Annotated in this window: 18 protein-coding genes and 1 pseudogene; 6 read left to right on the top strand and 13 right to left on the bottom strand. The window is 54.9% G+C overall.

Going from position 1 to position 16,994, the window contains the following annotated elements; translation table 11 throughout:
- The 5 genes from ACMLHZ_RS01585 to ACMLHZ_RS01565 form a co-directional block, all read right to left on the bottom strand.
- The coding region (locus ACMLHZ_RS01585; protein ID WP_418666062.1) for a hypothetical protein at nt 1–350 on the bottom strand (350 nt) is incomplete at its 3' end.
- A 180-nt stretch (nt 351–530) separates the two neighbouring features.
- A complete protein-coding gene (locus ACMLHZ_RS01580; protein WP_418666061.1) occupies nt 531–1,709 on the bottom strand; it encodes a mandelate racemase/muconate lactonizing enzyme family protein in 1,179 nt (392 codons plus the stop codon).
- A 29-nt stretch (nt 1,710–1,738) separates the two neighbouring features.
- Nucleotides 1,739–3,013, bottom strand: a complete 1,275-nt coding sequence (locus ACMLHZ_RS01575; RefSeq protein WP_418666060.1) for a TRAP transporter large permease — start codon at nt 3,011–3,013, stop codon at nt 1,739–1,741.
- Nucleotides 3,010–3,501, bottom strand: a complete 492-nt coding sequence (locus tag ACMLHZ_RS01570; protein WP_418666059.1) for a TRAP transporter small permease — start codon at nt 3,499–3,501, stop codon at nt 3,010–3,012. Before ACMLHZ_RS01570 ends, ACMLHZ_RS01575 begins: the two co-directional genes overlap by 4 nt.
- Nucleotides 3,502–3,533: 32 nt before the next feature.
- Complete coding sequence (locus ACMLHZ_RS01565; protein ID WP_418666058.1) at nt 3,534–4,580, bottom strand: DctP family TRAP transporter solute-binding subunit; 1,047 nt, start codon at nt 4,578–4,580, stop codon at nt 3,534–3,536.
- 219 nt (nt 4,581–4,799) lie between these two features.
- On the opposite strand from ACMLHZ_RS01565, the gene ACMLHZ_RS01560 reads away from it, so the two are divergent.
- Nucleotides 4,800–5,474, top strand: a complete 675-nt coding sequence (locus ACMLHZ_RS01560; RefSeq protein WP_418666057.1) for a GntR family transcriptional regulator — start codon at nt 4,800–4,802, stop codon at nt 5,472–5,474.
- A 131-nt stretch (nt 5,475–5,605) separates the two neighbouring features.
- Here ACMLHZ_RS01560 and ACMLHZ_RS01555 read toward each other — a convergent pair whose 3' ends face one another.
- The 5 genes and pseudogenes from ACMLHZ_RS01555 to ACMLHZ_RS01535 form a co-directional block, all read right to left on the bottom strand.
- A complete protein-coding gene (locus ACMLHZ_RS01555; RefSeq protein WP_418666056.1) occupies nt 5,606–6,049 on the bottom strand; it encodes a GNAT family N-acetyltransferase in 444 nt (147 codons plus the stop codon).
- A gap of 224 nt (nt 6,050–6,273) precedes the next feature.
- Nucleotides 6,274–7,078: pseudogene (gene rhuM / locus ACMLHZ_RS01550) on the bottom strand (RhuM family protein).
- A 12-nt stretch (nt 7,079–7,090) separates the two neighbouring features.
- Complete coding sequence (locus tag ACMLHZ_RS01545; protein ID WP_418666055.1) at nt 7,091–7,303, bottom strand: helix-turn-helix domain-containing protein; 213 nt, start codon at nt 7,301–7,303, stop codon at nt 7,091–7,093.
- A gap of 179 nt (nt 7,304–7,482) precedes the next feature.
- Nucleotides 7,483–7,854, bottom strand: a complete 372-nt coding sequence (locus ACMLHZ_RS01540; protein ID WP_418666054.1) for a sigma factor-like helix-turn-helix DNA-binding protein — start codon at nt 7,852–7,854, stop codon at nt 7,483–7,485.
- A 107-nt stretch (nt 7,855–7,961) separates the two neighbouring features.
- Nucleotides 7,962–8,210, bottom strand: coding sequence for an AbrB/MazE/SpoVT family DNA-binding domain-containing protein (locus ACMLHZ_RS01535; RefSeq protein ID WP_418666053.1), 249 nt, complete (start codon nt 8,208–8,210; stop codon nt 7,962–7,964).
- 139 nt (nt 8,211–8,349) lie between these two features.
- Between ACMLHZ_RS01535 and ACMLHZ_RS01530 the strand changes: the two genes are divergently transcribed.
- Together ACMLHZ_RS01530 and ACMLHZ_RS01525 are read left to right on the top strand one after the other, a co-directional pair.
- Nucleotides 8,350–8,655, top strand: a complete 306-nt coding sequence (locus tag ACMLHZ_RS01530; protein WP_418666052.1) for a helix-turn-helix domain-containing protein — start codon at nt 8,350–8,352, stop codon at nt 8,653–8,655.
- A gap of 105 nt (nt 8,656–8,760) precedes the next feature.
- Entirely contained in the window at nt 8,761–9,075 is a 315-nt protein-coding gene (locus ACMLHZ_RS01525; protein ID WP_418666064.1) for a helix-turn-helix domain-containing protein, read from the top strand.
- Nucleotides 9,076–9,133: 58 nt separating this feature from the next.
- On the opposite strand, the gene ACMLHZ_RS01520 is transcribed toward ACMLHZ_RS01525, so the two are convergent.
- On the bottom strand, nt 9,134–9,550 hold the full coding sequence (locus tag ACMLHZ_RS01520) for an RloB family protein (RefSeq protein ID WP_418666051.1): 417 nt from the start codon (nt 9,548–9,550) through the stop codon (nt 9,134–9,136).
- Nucleotides 9,551–9,555: 5 nt separating this feature from the next.
- On the bottom strand, nt 9,556–10,578 hold the full coding sequence (locus ACMLHZ_RS01515) for a PDDEXK nuclease domain-containing protein (protein WP_418666050.1): 1,023 nt from the start codon (nt 10,576–10,578) through the stop codon (nt 9,556–9,558).
- A gap of 398 nt (nt 10,579–10,976) precedes the next feature.
- On the opposite strand from ACMLHZ_RS01515, the gene ACMLHZ_RS01510 reads away from it, so the two are divergent.
- Complete coding sequence (locus tag ACMLHZ_RS01510) at nt 10,977–11,897, top strand: aldo/keto reductase (RefSeq protein WP_418666049.1); 921 nt, start codon at nt 10,977–10,979, stop codon at nt 11,895–11,897.
- Between the two features lie 255 nt (nt 11,898–12,152).
- On the opposite strand, the gene ACMLHZ_RS01505 is transcribed toward ACMLHZ_RS01510, so the two are convergent.
- Nucleotides 12,153–13,091: a helix-turn-helix domain-containing protein gene (locus tag ACMLHZ_RS01505; protein WP_418666048.1), complete on the bottom strand. Its 939-nt coding sequence runs from the start codon at nt 13,089–13,091 to the stop codon at nt 12,153–12,155.
- A gap of 181 nt (nt 13,092–13,272) precedes the next feature.
- Between ACMLHZ_RS01505 and ACMLHZ_RS01500 the strand changes: the two genes are divergently transcribed.
- Nucleotides 13,273–15,189, top strand: a complete 1,917-nt coding sequence (locus ACMLHZ_RS01500; RefSeq protein ID WP_418666047.1) for a DUF5696 domain-containing protein — start codon at nt 13,273–13,275, stop codon at nt 15,187–15,189.
- Nucleotides 15,190–15,268: 79 nt separating this feature from the next.
- Nucleotides 15,269–16,933 carry an extracellular solute-binding protein gene (locus ACMLHZ_RS01495; RefSeq protein WP_418666046.1) on the top strand — a complete coding sequence of 555 codons (1,665 nt, stop codon included), beginning with the start codon at nt 15,269–15,271 and terminating at the stop codon, nt 16,931–16,933.
- Nucleotides 16,934–16,994: the final 61 nt, after the last annotated feature.

Genomic DNA, 16,994 nt, shown 5'->3' with positions numbered 1-16,994 from the left:
CGCGCCGGGCCGAACAGATACCCCACCCTTACCGCCAATGCAAACCCCGCCAGCCCATACGAGAAGGAATAGAACGCCAAAATCACGCGGTTTTTCCAGTGACCGCCATAGTTCACCAGGGCGGGCAGGAAATACGCCACCCCCAGCACCATAAAACGGCCGCTGCCGTCGCCATAGCCGGGCATCCGCACCGCCACCAGGCACATGAACGCGATGAGCAGGGCCGTGATGCCCGCATAGGTGCCGAGCGCCGCCCAAAAAGGATGTTTGCGCTGAGACAGCACCCAGATGGAAACAAACTCCACCGCAATGATCTCCAAAACGGTGAGAAGATTCAGCAGCAGCTCCATACGGCGGGCTCTCCCCCCTTTTTCCTTCAATCCTGTTTCCTGCCGTTATTATAGCATACTCCCGCACGCTTGCGGAGCACCGGGCCGTTTTTTCCTGCTTTTGGCGGGCAGCAAAAAGCGGCGCGCCTTCGAAAAGCAGTTTTACAGCTTTTCGGAAGCACGCCGCAAGGGTGTTCCGCCTCACCCCCGGTACAGATATCGCTCTGCCTTTTCCCAGTCCACTTCGATCCCAAGCCCCGGCCCCTGGGGCAGGATAAAGCACATATGCTCATCCATTTCCAGGTTCTGCTTGAGCAGGTCGGTCCGCAGCGGGTTCGGGTTGAGCTCGCACTCGATAAAGGGCACGTTGGAAAGGCTGGCCGCGAACTGCACGTTGGCCGCGTTGAGCACCGCGGAAAAGAAGGTGTGGGGGGTGAACATTTTTCCGTGGGCCAGCGCCAGCGCGGCGATGCGCCTGGCTTCGGTGATGCCGCCGGCCCAGCCCAGGTTTGCCTGCACCACGTCCAGGGCGCCCATCTCCACCAGCTCGCTGTACCGGGCCAGCCCCTGCTCCGACTCGATGCCCGCCACCAGCGTGCTTTTCAGGCTCGCCGCAATGCGCGCGTAGCTGCGCGCGTCGTCGCTGCGGGTGGGCTCCTCGACCCAATAAACGCCGTATTCACTGAACATCTGCTCGCCGGCCACCACGGCGTCCGGGTCCCAGGTACAGTTCATGTCCACCATGAGGCGGGCGCCGGGGCCGATCACCCGCCGGGCCGCGGCAATACGCGCGGCGTCCTGTTTTTGGGTATAGGCCCAATCCCCCTGGTTCATGTACCGCAGGGGCGAATTGACGCCGCCCTGCACCCGGCCGATCTTCATCTTGAAATCAGAGAAGCCCATGGCGCAGTAGCTCTCCAGCTCCCGCTCCAGATCCGCGATCTCCTTGCCGGGGGCGTAAAAGCCCGCGCTGGCATACCCCTTCACCCGGTGCGCGTTCGCCCCCAGCAGGCGGTACAGCGGCATGCCCGCCGCTTTGCCCAAAAGGTCCCAAAGGGCGATGTCGATGCCGCTGATGCCGCCCATCACCATGCCCCGGCGGCCCGCCGACCAATTGTTCCACATCAGCTTGTTCCACAGCCGCTCGATGTCCAGCGGGTCCTCGCCCACCAAAAGCGGGGCAAGCTGGCGCTCAATGATGACCTTCATCGCATCCAGGCTGCCCCCAAAGGTGGCGGCCTCGCCCAGGCCGTAAAGCTGGGTGTCGGTGTTTACCCGCACCAGCACCGACGACCGGGCGCCGCACACGGTGCAGCCGTCCGCAATGGGGCGCTCGTAGGGGTATTTCAGGCAGACTGCCTGTATGTTGGTAATTTTCAATCAATCTTCCTCGCTTTCAAAAGGCTGTGTCAGGCCAAAAGATGGGGAAGCAGCAGCGAGAGCTGCGGCACGAAGGTGATCACCAGCAGGTCAAGGATGAGCACCGCAAAGAACACCAGCAGATACCGCATCATGCCCTCGATCTTCACCTTGGCGCTGTCGCACACCACGTACAGGTTCACGCCCACGGGCGGGGTGACCATGCCCACCGCCAGGTTCGCCATCATGATGATGCCGAAATGCACCAGGTCGATGCCAAGACCCGCGGCCACCGGGGCCAGCAGGGGCGCCAGGATGACCATGGCGGCCCCCGCCTCGCAGAACATGCCCACCAACAGCAGCAGCACGTTGACCAGCAGCAGGAACACATATTTGCTGCCGGAGATGCTCAGGAACGCGTTTGCCACCAGCTGCGGCACCGACTGCTTGGCCAGCACCCAGCCAAAAATGTTGGAGCAGCCAATGATGACCAGCACGGTGGCCGCGGTAAGGCAGGAATCCAGCAAAATTTTGGGCAGGTCCTTCCATTGGATCTCTTTATACACGAACACACCCACCACAAAGCCGTAAACCACCGCCAGCACCGCCGCCTCGGTGGCGGTGCACAGGCCCCCGTAGATGCTGCCCAGGATCATGACCGGCATGAACAGGGCGAGCAGGGCCTTGCGCAGGGCGGCAAGCTTTTGTTTGCCGGTGCTTTTCTCGCTGGGCACAAACCCCTGCTTTTTCGCCATGAAATGGGCGGCGGCCATCAGGGTGACACAGATGAAAACGCCCGGCAGCAGCCCCGCCTTGAACAGATCGCCGATGGACTGCTCGGCCGCCACCCCGTACATGATCAGGCCGATGCTGGGCGGGATGATGACCCCCAGCTCGGCCGAAGAGGCCACCGTGGCGGCGGCGAAATTGCGGTCATAGCGGTGGGTGAGCATTTCAGGGATGATGATGGCCCCGATGGCGGCCGCGGTGGCCGCGCTGGAGCCGGAGATGGCCGCAAAGAAGCCGCAGGCCACCACCGCCACCATGGCGAGCCCGCCCGACACATGCCCCAGCATCACGTTGCAGAAGTTGATTAGCCGCCGGGAGATGCCGCCGGAGCTCATCAGGTTGCCCGCCAGCACAAAAAACGGGATCGCCATCAGGGTGAAGCCGGACGAGCCGGAAAAAATGCGCTGGGCCACAATGGCAAGATCCATATCGCTGCCCAGCGCGATGGCCAGCAGCGAGGAGCCGCCCAGGGTGAACGCAATGGGCAGGCCCAGGAACAGCAGCACAAAAAAGCACACAAATAAAATTGCGATCATTCCCGGTTCACCCACCCTTTCACGCAGCCCTCACACAATACGAACACCGAGTCCAGGGTCATGAGGCCAAACCCGGCCGGAATGGCCGCGTACACCAGCCCCATGGACCATTTCAGCATGGGGGTGGTGTTGCCCCAATACATCACGGCCAGCTTTGCGCCCACCACCGTGAGCGCGGCCAGCAGCAGTACCTGGATCACCAGCACCAGCCCCTTCACCACACGGCCCGCACGGGCGGGCAGCGCCAGCTGGATCAGATCCAGCCCCACCATGGCCCCCTTGCGCACGCACAGCGCGCCGCTTAAAAACGCGCACCACACCATGGCATACTGCGAAAGCTCCTCGCTCCAGCGGATCGAGGCGTGCAGCCAGCGGAACACCAGCTGCGCCGTGACCACCAGCACCATGCCCGCCAAGAGGGCCATGACCAGGTATTCCAGCGCCCGGTTGAGCGCCCGGTCCAGCTTTTTTACCACACGCAACATCATCCCAGACCTCCTTTTAAGGGCGTTGCCCGCGCTCAGGGCTTGACCGCGCGGATCTTTTCCACCGTATCGCCGAACTGGGCGGCGTAGGTATCGTACAGGGGCTGGATGGCCCCCTGGAACGCGGCCTTGTCGACCTCGTTCACCTGCATGCCGTTGGCTTCCAGATCGGCGAGTTCGGTTTCATAGTTGGCCAGGTTCTCTTCGCGCTGGTGCTGCACGGTCTCCTGGGCGCACTGCATCAGCAGCAGCTGCTGATCGGCCGAGAGCTTTTCCCAGGTTTTTGTGCTTACGAGCAGGGGCAGCACCACATACATGTGCTCGGTGAGCGAGAGGTACTTCTGCACCTCGTAAAAGCGTGAGGCGTCGATGACCGAGATGGGGTTCTCCTGCCCGTCCACCGCGCCGGTCTGCAGGGCGGTGAACAGCTCGCCGAAGCTCATGGACACCGCGTCGATGCCGAAGCTGTTCAGCCCCTCCACCAATACGTTGGACTGAAGGGTGCGCATGCGCAGGCCCTTGCAATCCTCGGGGGCGGCGATGGGGCGCTGGCTGTTGGTCATGCTGCGGAAGCCAAGGTCAAAAAAGCCCAGCAGCTTGAGACCCTGCCCCTCGAGGTTCTCGAACATCCCGCGGCCGATCTCGCCGTCCAGCACCGCGATGCCCTGCTCGCGGCTCTCAAACAGGTAGGGCAGGTTGAACACATCCAGCGCCGGGTCGAACCCGGTGAGGGTGGCCACCGCGCATACAACCATGTCCACGGTGCCCATCTGCAGGCCCTCGGCCATCTCCTTCTCGTCGCCCAGCGCGCCGTTGGGCTGCACATTCACCGTGATCGCCCCGCCCGAGCGTTCTTCGATGAGCTGTTTGAAAAAGAGGGCGGCCTTGTGGAAGGAATGCGCCTCGGACTGGCCGTGCCCAAAGGTCAGGGTGATGGCCGCGCCCGGGGCGGGCGCGGCGCCGGGATCCGCTCCGGAGCCCGGCTGCGAGGCGGGCACAGAAGCTGCCGGTGCTCCGCCGCAGCCTGCCAGAAGAGTGAGACACAAGGTACATGCCAGGCAAAAAGCAACAAACCGTTTCATGATTTCTCTCCTTTTTATCCAAAATAATCCACTTATCGGTCAATATATTTGACCAATCTTTCTATTTTTATTATATATGCCCTTTTTATAAATTCAAAGGATTCATCTTGTATACAAGATGAATCCTTTGAATGGATGTTAAAACATGTGTTGCCTTTTGCTTTTTCTTCTTTTATAATAAACCTGGGCGGGGATCCACCCGCCGGAAGGAGCAAAGGAATGGCCGAATACAGCTTAAAAGACAAAGCCTACCGCCTGATCAAGCAAAACATCATCCACTGTGTTTACATGCCCAACACGGTGCTGAGCGAGGCCGAGCTGATGGCCACCGTGGACGCCAGCCGCACGCCCATCCGTGAGGCGCTGAACAAGCTGGAGCACGAGCACCTGATCCGCATTCTGCCCAAGCGGGGCGCGGTGGTGGCCGATATTTCCATCAGCGAGGTGAGCATGATCTTTGAGGCCCGGCTGCACACCGAGCCCTATATCCTGCGCAACTTTTTGCAGAATGTGGACCGGGCCCCTCTGGAAGAGATCCTGCGGCAGATGCTGGCGGCGCCCATGGACGAGGGGCAGTATGAAAAGATCTATTCCATGGACGATCTGCTGCACCGCATTTTGTGCAACGCCTGCCCAAACCCCTACATCCGGGACCCCATGGGCCATATCCTTGACCAGAGCAACCGGCTGCGCATTCTGGCGGGCAAAAACATCCACGGGCGGCAGCTTTCGGCCACGCAGGAGCACATCGCCCTGCTGCGTGCGGTGCTGGCGGGCAACGCGGAGGAAGCGGCCGGCCTGCTGACCGAACACCTGAACAACTCGCGGGACGCCGCCATCCGCTCGCTGCTGGACAGCGACATGAGCACCAGCTTCCCCGCGCTGCGGCTGTGAGGGCTGCCTGCGCGGAGAAAAAACTTTGACCGTTAAAAACGGCGCTTTCCCCGCTCGTTGAGCCATGGGAAAGCGCCGTTTTTATTGCCTCGCAGCAAAAAGCAGGTATACCCCACCCTTTTAAACAAAAATTACCGTCTGCTCATATACAAAAGAGGATAAGGGTTTCCCTGTTCGTCATTTTCTGTTCTTTTATAAACCTTAAAGCCCATGTGTTCATAGAAACCCTTCGCAAGGGGATTTTGTTCATTCACCGCCAAATCTTTGACCGAATACTTTTCCATTCCATATCTGAGCAACGCCTTGCCAAGGCCTTTTCCCCTTTCCCCGTGAGCGATGAACAGCATTTCCAGGTGCTGTTCTGCAATTCCCATAAAGCCCACCGGAACTTGATTTTCGTTTTCCGCGGCGATCAAATGCGGTATTTCTTTTAATGCCTGAGGGACATATCTCTTGATGCTTTCTATTTCATTCTCAGATAAAAAGAGATGGGTGGCCTTTACAGAACTTTCCCACACGCCTAATAGCTGTTCCATCAACAACGAATTTCTGTCTGTCACTTCAATAATTTTCATTTTCGCTCCTCTAACAAAAAAATCTCACTGTTTCCTGCAGCCGATCACTAAATTCTTCGAGATCTTCAAAACGAATTTTTAATCCGCTTCATTTTGGACTATATGTATCGTTACTTCATCTTTCTTCTTAGACATAGTGATCCTTCAGTACACAATCTTTTCTTACATCTCCATCTTATGAGTGGTTGTTGCAAATTTTGCAGCAATCACTTTTTCATCGAACTTTATTTTTGCTGTTTTCCTTTTTGTTCCAGCAGCTTTATGCTATTCAAATAATCATTTTCCACACTGCTGAGCGTTTTTGCTTTATACTTTTTATACTCCGCCTGAGCCCTTTCCATCGCCTGTAAGTGGCTGACTGTTCCCCTTCCGATGAGAAGATTTTCCCCTGTAGACGTCAAAATCCCGTCAAGATGTTTTGTCCAGTCTTCCATGGTCATGGGGATTTCCCGTTCCGCCTGTCTTTCCGCAAAATCAAGATATCCCGATACCAGTTGACCCATTGCCCGCAACTCTTTTTCATCCAGATAGTTCTTTGCAATTTTTGCTTCCCGCAGCGTTGGCTGTTCTCCCGAAAATGACATCAGTCCCATAAAGTCTTTTTCGGCATCTGCACGATGATAAATCACTTCCGCCTCCGCCCAGGTCTTTTAGACGGTCATCGTCCATCGCAAAACCTTTTTTGATATATTCTTTTAAGACGCTTGTCGCCCAGATACGAAACTGCACACCACGCTGTGACTTTACACGATATCCAACAGAGATAACAACATCAAGATTATAATAATCGACTTGATATGTTTTATTATCAGAAGCAGTATAGGCAAATTTTGCCCACACTGAATTTTTATCCAGTTCGCCTTCTTTAAATATATTTCTCACATGTTTTCCGATAACGCTTTTATCCCTCTGAAATAATTCAGCCATTTGATCAATAGAAAGCCACACTGTTTCATCAACTATGTTTACATCTATTTTGGTCAGACCATCTTCCGTCTGATAAATCAACATTTCTCCATAACTGTCCACAATAGTGTCCTCCTAATCTTCTCTCTTCACATAAGTAAGTTCGATGTCGTAACCAAGGCCTTCCAGCATCTGAATAAAGGTTCTATTTACAACGCCGTCCTGCTTTTTGATGATGCGGTTGACATATGGACTGGTGGTTTTAATTTTCTCCGCAAGCTGTGCCTGTGTTATGCCGCTCTCGATACATTTTACCTTCACATCTACTTCTATATTATTTTTCAGCATTCAAATCTCCTCTGCCTACACAGTTTTAATAAATTGCATTTATCAGATAATTTATTATACCGCACTTCCAAGTTCTTCTCAATGTTCAAATAAAAAACAAGCACCCCGCTTTCCGCAGAATGCCTGTTATCACGATTCTTTTTGTTTTGTCTCAAACAGGTGCAGGCCCGCCAAACGGATCAAACGTTTGGCGGGCCTGCGCGTTTGCCGCCGGTCTTGCTTTGCCAGGCTGCATACCCCCCTTTTAAAAAGCTGCGGTATCTGGGCCGGCGCAGCCGCCTCTGCGAGTCGCGGATGATGTAGCGGATCCGCTCTTGCTCCACACCGATCTCCTTTGCGATCTGCGTGTAGGTAAGACCACTCTCGTAGCGAAGCCGAACGATCTTTTCGGCCCTTACCCCGTTCGCCATGCACTCGGCCAGGACCGGCCGCAGCCCCGCCGCAAAATCGGGCGGGACCTCGTTTTGGCCGAGCTCCCGTTCAAGCACCTCTTCCAGGTAGTTTTGCGGGAAAGGCTTTTGGGAAATCGTTTTTAATGTTGTGCGGACCATGGGTGCCGCCTTTCTGCCGTTTTTCAGGCTGTATCCCTTATTTTGCCGAACCTTTTTAGGCCGGTTTACGCCCACCTTTTTTGAAGCTCATGCAAAGGCCGCCGCCTTTAAAGCGACGCCATCTCGGCAAGCGCCTGGATGCACTGCGCGCAGACCGCGCTTTCGCCCTGCGTATACAGGTTTTCAGTGCAGCCGCACAGGGCGCACTGGGGCGTTTCTTTTTCCAGGATCACCCGCCGGCCCTCCAGGGTCAGCCGCACCGACGCGCCCTCGCCCAGGCCCAGCGCGCTGCGCAGCTCTTCGGGCAGCACCACCCTGCCCAGGCCGTCGGTCCTTCTTACTGTGCTGATCTTCATTTTTTCTTCCATCCTTTCTTTTATAAAAGCGGGTTTTATGTTTTATAACGTATAAATTATACGTTATAAACAACTAAAAATCAAGTTTTTTGCGAAGTATAATATACGCAATAACAAAGCATTCAAGAAGTGGTGACGTATGAAAAATGTTCTTGATGAAATAACTAGACTTCGTTTAGAGAGAAATTGGAATGAATATGAGCTTTCAACGCATTGCAAAATCTCGCAGTCTACCATCTCTACTTGGTATCGAAAAAATCAAACGCCAACTATAAAAACCATAGAAAAAGTATGTAAAGGTTTCGGAATTACACTTTCTCAGTTCTTTGCGGAAGGTAATGATCCTGTTTCACTTACACCTGAACAAAAGGAAATGCTGGATAACTGGTCTTCTCTAAATCCTACGCAACAACAAATCATTAAAGCCTTGCTACAGAATATGTAGGAAACGTTTTCACTGTTTTTAAAACAATGTTTTATACGGCTTGTCCAACTAATATTTAATTTTTTGGAGAACTATAATATACGATAAAAGTTAGTATTGATTGGGGTGGACAGCATAAAAGATATTCTTGAAGAAATCACCCGCCTGCGCTTGGCACGGCACTGGTCTGAATATGAACTGGCCCAACATTCGGGTATCTCGCAGTCAACAATTTCCACTTGGTACCGTAAAAGGCAAGCTCCCACAATAAAATCTTTGGAAAAAATCTGCAACGGCTTTGGGCTTACCTTATCTCAGTTTTTTACTGAGGGGGAGGAACCCCTTCCTCTCACTTCAAAACAGCGGGAACTGTTGGACAATTGGGCCTCCTTAACACCAGAACAGCAATCTCTTTTTCTGGCTTTGTTTAAAAGCATATAGAATATACCCTATGTACAAGTAAGGCCGCCCCGGACCGTGTGGCCCGGGGCGGTCGCCTTTATATATCCTTGTCACCTGTCTTTTTTCGTATCTCCCTCACCAGTTTATGTACCGTGGTACAGGGGCACATCTGCGAGGGTTTATCCCTCCCATTTTTTAAATACTGTGAAAGCCGGGATTCCGCAAGTTGAATTGCCACTGTTTCCTCGCCGTATTGATTCAACAGAGCATAAATTTGTCCGCTGGATTTTCTGTATTCCTGCCCCGTTTTCTTTTCGAAGGTGTTTGCAAATTCCCTACAGCATACAACTGAATCCACATAACTGTGCATTTTACCAAAATAGGCATCGAACCAAATTTCAATGCAGAGATTAGACCACCCCGCGCGAACACCCTCCCGTTTTGCCGTTTCTATGATCTGATCAAACCGCGTGACCCGGACGCGGTCAATAACCAGCCGTTGTGTAAGCCACACTGCAGCTATCTTTTATTGTGCCATTCATTCAAAACAGCTTCTACTTGGGCAATTAGCTGTTCTTTTTTGGGAATATAGGAAACATACCGAGAAGCGAAAATAGTATTCGACAATCCCCCTAAAGCATATTCTGCGGCTATGCTATCCTTATCCGTACACAGGATAATACCGATTGGTGGATTATCCTGTTCGTCGTTTACTTCGGCAGCATAGTAATTCAGGTACATATTAAGCTGCCCAGCGGCTTCCGGCGTGAGCTTTGTCGTTTTTAACTCAATCAACACATATGCCCGAAGAACTTTGTTATAGAAAACCATATCCACATAATAGTGTATATTGTTCAATGTAATACGCTGCTGTGTGCCCACAAACATGAAACCACGCCCTAATTCCAGCAAGAATTTCTCTATCTGCTCAACAAGCGCTTTTTCAAGATCGTTTTCAAGCATTGGTTTGTTTTCCGGCATGCCCAAAAACTCGAACACATAAGGATCTTTTATCATGTCAAGCGGCGTAGCTAGTTCTATTCCTTTTTCGGCAAGGGCAAGCACCGTTTCTTTGTTCGTTTTCCCCTCGGATAATAACAGGCGTTCAAAAAGAGATGTGGAAATTTGCCGCTTCAATTCTCGTATTGACCACCCAGAATTAACTGCTTCCTTTTCATAAAAGCTACGCTTATCGGCATCGGTAACCGTTAAAAGCTCACAGTAATGTGACCATGATAATTTAGCAGACACTGCCTGTTGAATTTGATATGTTTGATAAAAGCGCCGCATAAATTGGAGATTCGAAACAGAAAATCCTTTTCCAAACTCTTTCGTCAAATCTTTTGAGATCTGCTTTAATACTTTCTTGCCATAATCTGCCCGCTCTTTGTTTGTCTGCTCATGTTCTACTATAATTCTGCCTATATTCCAGTAAGTAGATAAAAGTTCTGTGTTTACCTGGACTGCCACACGCTGACGTGCACTTAATAATAATTCTCTTATTTCATCCATTACAGAATTCGTATGCGTCAAGTTGTTCAAGCTTATCGCCTCTTTCAAGGTATCTATTCTTTGCCTGGTATGACTTACTTTATTATCTTCTTTATGAAAAACAGGGTTGACAGAAAGGCTTCATTTCTTATCTTTTTATTATTAGATAGTAAAGAGATAAAGAACATCAAAAACAGTTGCGTTGTACCCTCTAAAGTTTCAAGGCGAAAATATTTTTAGGCTTATCGCTAAACAGAGATTCTTCGGTCTCTATAATATCTATATTATATCATCCAGATGTACATTATTGCAATTGATTCCAACTTCACAGCACCCCAAGCTCGCTAGGGCAACCGATGAAATTGCTTATTATACCATTCACGTTCCACGTTCATGGTATAATAAGTATATTCCCCTTTCACATCCACCCGACAAAGGAGGCCTGTTTTATGAACTATCTTGATCTCGGCGGCAGCGGCCTACGCGTTTCGGCGGTGGGGCTGGGCTGCATGCGCATCGCCTCGCTCACCGCGGCCCAGCTGGACCGCCACGTGCACGGCGCCCTGGAGCTGGGCGTGAACTTTTTCGACCACGCCGACATTTACGGCAAGGGCGCCTGCGAGGAGAGCTTCGGCCGCCTGCTGGCAAGCCAGCCCGGCCTGCGCCAGCGCATGGTGCTGCAAAGCAAGTGCGGCATCCGGCCGGGGGTGTGCTATGACCTCTCAAAAGAATACATCCTGGAAGCGGCCGAAGCCAGCCTGCGGCGGCTGCGCACCGACCACCTGGACGTGCTTTTGCTGCACCGGCCGGACGCTTTGATGGAGCCGGACGAGGTGGCCGAGGCGTTCCGGCTGCTGCGGGCCGAGGGCAAGGCGCTCCACTTTGGGGTAAGCAATTTCAGCGGGCCGCAGCTGCGCCTTTTGCAGCGGGCCGTGGGCGAACCGCTGCGCGTGAACCAGCTCCAGTTCTCGCTGGCGCACTGCGGCATGGTGCGCCAGGGCGTAAGCGCCAACACCCTGTTCGACGACGGGCTGGACCGGGATGGGGGCGTGCTGGACGAATGCCGCCTGGCCGGAACGACTATTCAGGCGTGGAGCCCCCTGCAATTCGGCATGTTTGGGGGCGTGTTCCTGGATCACCCCGACTGGCCCGAGCTGAACGAGGCGCTGGCCCGGCTGGCCGCGCAGTACGGCGTGAGCAAGGCGGCCATCGCGGCAGCCTGGGTGCTGCGGCACCCGGCGGGCATGCAGGTGATCGCGGGCACCGCCTCGCCTGCGCACCTGGCCGAGCTGTGCGCAGGGGCGCAGGTCCGCCTGACCCGCCCCGAATGGTACGAGCTGTACCGGGCGGCGGGCAACCGCCAGCCGTGATGACACCGACCGTTATAAAAAGTTTATTCGGGAGCCTACGTGGCCATTAAAAAGTCTTTTTGCACCGTTTCCCCCAGCGTTTAATTGGCTTTCGCGATATGGCTTCTTCCGATCAGCTTTAAAATTATTAAGTGGATAACTGCGGCGCATTCCGATTGTCTCGGCCATCGGAATGCGCCGCAGCCGTTTTCTTTTCGCCTTCCCATTGCACCGCAGCCGCGTTTCCCTGCCCGGTGGGCCGAGCCCCCTTTCACTTTACCGCGGCGGCGCGTAATAATGCGGGACGCTGTTTTTCAGGCTTTGCGCGATGCCCTTTACCGAGCACAGATATTCCCGGGGGGACATCCCGGTAGCAAGTTTGAACTGCCGCGAAAAGTATTGCAGCGAGCTGAAAGATAAGTAATAGGAAAGCTCGGTGATATTCATGGCTTCCCCGCGCAGCAGCTCTTTTGCCTTGTCTATCTTCAGCATGTTGAAATAGGCGATGGCGCCCATCTCTTTTTCTTTGTGGAACAGCCCTTCCAATGTTGCCCGCGAAAGGGAAAAAAGCGTGCACAGGTCAGGCACCGTCAGTTTTTCGGTGAGATGGTCCTCCATATATTTTACGATCTGATCCAGTATTTTTTCACCGGAAAGCTGCTCTTCATTTTCCGAAAGATGCAGATGCTTTGCCGAAGCCTGCATGCGGTTCCGGGTGTGGTAGATCGTAAGCAGAAACTGCTCCAGGTAAAGCGAGATCAGCTGCGGATAACCGGCCAACTGGCCATCGCGCAGCTCCACTTTTTCAATCGACGGGACGTTCAGGGGCGTTGAGAAACAATCCTTCGCGGCGGCGATGATCCGCGAGATGATGGTCCGCTCGTTGGGTGTCAGCCGAAAAACGCCGCCCCGAAAATAGTCCATGAATGAAGAATCCGAAAAAAAAGACATCACCACCAGGTTAGGTGGCCTTTCGCCCGTGGCCCTGAAGGCATGAAATTCGCACGGCTCGTGAAAAATCACTTCGCCCGGTCCGAGGGTATGGGTTTCACCCCCAGCCTGAACGCAGATACCGCCCCGGTCCACGTAAAGAAACTCCCAAAAATCGTGCGATTCGCCGTGAAAAACAAAATCACAGGGGTATTCGAAATAGTGGATGGTGACGATGGAACTGATCGCCACCTCTTTTTTCAGATAGGTGCTCACATAGGCCATTGTGCTTTCCCTCCGGGCATAGTGCGCCCTAAAGTTGCCGCATTCAAACGATTATAGATAATATTATAAGTTATCAAGACAAAAAGGCAAGCAAAAACGCTGCAATAACTGTACAATCAAGTTAAAAGATATGTGTATATTGTCCAAATCCTTTGATTGCGGTCTAGAGGGAGCTGAACGCATGGAAAACAAGACCTCGCACTGTACATTCCCCCGCTTACATATGGACGTGACCTTGGAGCATCCCGAAGAGCGGCTGCGCATCACCTGCGAAGCGGGCACCTGGGCCTGGGCGGAAACGTATAAGCCACATTTTCGCATCGGCCATGGGGAGCTGATTTACTTTTCCGAGGCAAGGGAAATTGTGCACGAGACCTACGAAAACGGTGTGGGCGCAGGGATCGCAAGCACCTACAAAGGGTTTTCCGGCAGCGGGGACGCGGCGCGGTTTTGCTTTCAGACGCTGATCTGGATCGAAGCGTGTACGGGCGACGTCCATTTGGAATGGATCCCGCTGGCGGAAAGCCGTTCCGTAACGGCGGTATACTGGCCGGGCCCCATGGAATTTGAGGCGGCCAGAAGCGACTGGTATACCCTGCTGAACCTGCGGCAGGGGCTGCTGCTGCCCAACGACTGGCCCCACCCGCTGGAGGGTATCCCGTTCAACGGGCTGTTCGGCACGGCGGCAAGCTATATGCCCTGGTTTGCCCAGGTAAGGCAGGGGCAGGGTTACATGCTGATCTGCGAGACGCCCGCAAACGCCGGCTATGAGGCCGAGCATCCCGCCGGCGGGGGCTGGACACGGGTGGGCATCCGCCTGGAGAACAGCCTGGGCAGGATGGCGGGCCGCCGCAGCCTGCGCTACCGCTTCTTCCGCCGCTGCGACCACAACACGATCTGCAAGGCGTACCGCCAGTACGCGAAAGAGCGGGGCCTGCTTGTCACGCTGGAGGAAAAGGCCGTGCGCCTGCCCGGGGTAAGGCAGCTGGCGGGGTGCTCGTTTCTTCATAAAGGGATCAAACGGCATATCCGGCCGGATTCCTCGTTTTTTGACCCAAAGCAGCCGCAGGACAACGACCGCCTCATCCGCTTCAGGGAACGCGCAGGCGAGATCAGCCGGCTCCACCGGTTGGGGGCCGGCCGGCTGCTGCTTCATCTGGACGGCTGGGCGCAGCCTGGATACGACAACTGCCATCCCGATTATCTTCCCGTGTGCGGGGAAGCGGGCGGCGCGCATGGATTGAAAGCTCTGTGCGAAACACTGCACGGTTATGGGGATCTTCTGGCGCTGCATGACCAATACCGGGACTATTATCACAAAGCGCCCAGCTTTCAGCGGGAGTATTCCTGCGTGGGGCCAGACGGCACATATCCCGGCCACAGCCACTGGGCGGGGGGCGCGCAGGACTACCTGTGCACAACGCAGGCGCCCTATTATCTGCGGCGAAATATCAAAGCCCTGCGCGAACAGGGCGTGGCGCCCGACTGCAGTTACCTGGACGTGTTCACCTGCAATGAAGGTGACGAATGTGCCAACCTCCTCCACCCCATGACCCGGGAGGAAAGCTACCGCTGGCGCTGCCGCTGCTTTTCGTATTTGATGGCCAACGGGCTGATCCCAGGTTCCGAAGAAGTGAACGAATGGGCCGTGCCGACTCTGGTATTCTGCCACTACGCGCCCTACGAGCACATGATGCGCCCGCCCGAAGCCGCCCCCCTGGGGCTGCCGGCGCCGCTGTTCAACCTGGTGTATCACGACTGTGTGATCGAGCCCTGGATGATGGACCGCTTTTCCCAGAAGAACGATCACATGCTGTACGCACTTCTGAACGGCGGGGCGCCCTATCTTGAGCGGGACCCTGCTTACGACAACATCGACGGCGCATTTTCCGTGGGAACGCCCCTGACCCTCCGGCAGAAGATAGAGCGCTGCCGCCCGGTGGCGGCACTGCACGAGCGGGTTGCATTTCAAGAAATGGTGAGCCACGAATTTGTGGAAGGCAGGGCGAATTTGCAGCGGACCACATTTGCAGACGGAACCACCGTGCTGATCGACACCGCAAAAGGCGTTTGGGAGATCGGCAAGGCGCAGGCTTAAGGCGCGGCGCAATTGTTATCGCCCTTCTGCTTTTTTAAGCGGAAGGTATGGATAGAAGGCACAATAAAAGGAGGACAACATGAAAATAAGAAAAGCGATCGCACTCACTCTCGCAGCCGCCATGGCCTGCAGCCTGGCCGCCTGCGGCAGTGCCCCGGCAAGCAGCGCAGCGCCTGCTTCCGGTTCTTCTCCCGCACAGCCGGCAGGCGAGATCGACATCTGGGCGCCCTACGACGAACCGGTGCAAATCACCACCGCTTTGGTGGAGAACGCCGGCATCCAATGGCACGACGGCGATACTTACGACGACAACCCCTGGTACCGCGAGTACAAAGAGCGGTTCAACATCGAGGTGACCAACGACTGGGTGGTCAGCAGCGACTATACCACCAAGCTCAACCTGGCCATCGCGGATGGCTCGCTGCCGGATGTATTCTTCTGCAAGGCGGACCAGTTCCAGCAGCTGTACGAGGCGGGCCTGATCTGGGATCTCACCGAGGTCTATGAGCAGTATGCCTCGGATACCCTGAAGAGCTACATGGAGCAAGAGGCCGATACCTTTGAGACGGCCAAGCGCGACGGCAGGATATACGCGATCCCCCAGCTTTCGTACGGGGTGATCGACCAGATCAATCAGATCTGGATCCGGCATGACTGGATGGAAGCCACCGGCCTGGAAGATCCGAAAAGCATCGGGGATGTGGAGGCCGTGGCCCGCGCATTTATGAAGGAGCACGGCGGCTATGGTATCACCGAAGACAAGGATCTGACCTCCTTCAAGATCCTCTCGCCCGCCTGGGGCGCTTACCTGGTGGCAGGCGGCTCTTACACGGGCATCTGGATGGAAACGGCGGACGGTAGCCTGGGCTACAGCGCAGTGCAGCCTGAGGTGAAAAATGCCCTGGCGGCGTATGCCGAATGGTACAAGGACGGGATCATCAACCCCGAATTCACCTCGCAGGATATGACCCAGATGTCGCAGGAGGTGGTCAGCGGCACGGTGGGGATCAACCCGTTCTACCAGTGGTGGGGCGATGACCCGGGTGTGGCCGTAATCGGCAACCTGGGCACCGACGCCATCTTCGACGCCCACGAGATTCCCTCGGCCACCGGGGCGGAAGTGAAGTTTCCCATCACCTTCCCGAACTATGGCTACATTGTGGTGAGCAAGGACTGCGAGCACCCCGAGGCGGCCCTCAAGCTGCTGAACCTGTTTGCCTACCTGAGCGACGACGCGGCCGGCAAGGAGGATCCCGAGTGGCTCAACAACTTCTTCGACAAGGCATACCCCGTAATCCCCTATGGTCTGCGCGTGTTCAACCCCAATACCGACTATGACCAGTACGTGCAGGTGTCCGGGGCGCTGGAGCAGGGCGAGGGCGTGGACGTGACAGCGCTGGGCAAAAACTCGGCCAAATATTACAACTGCGTGGATTATTTAAAGAACGGCACGCCTGCTTCGGTGGCGGATTACTGCCAGCAGGGCAACGGCGAATACGCCGCCTACTACGTTTCCAAAAACGTTCTGGACTCGGGCCGGATCATCAAGGACGCCATGTGGGGCGCTCCTCCCCCGACCCTGAGCACCATGGGCACCACGCTGGACGACATTTTGATCGAGGGCTTCACCCAGATCATCGTGGGGCAAAAGCCGGTGGACTATTTTGACACGGTGGTGGGATCCTGGAAGGCCGCGGGCGGCGACCAGGCCACACAGGAGATCAACGAGATGTACGGCAAATAAACGCTTGCCGGCCGATCTCAGTCTAAAGGCGCAGCGCGGAGCTTTTGCTCCGCGCTGCTGC

The sequence above is a fragment of the Allofournierella sp. genome (assembly GCF_048388525.1).
Classification (GTDB): Bacteria; Bacillota; Clostridia; order Oscillospirales; family Ruminococcaceae; genus BQOK01.
This window is presented reverse-complemented; position numbering and strand designations above follow the sequence as displayed.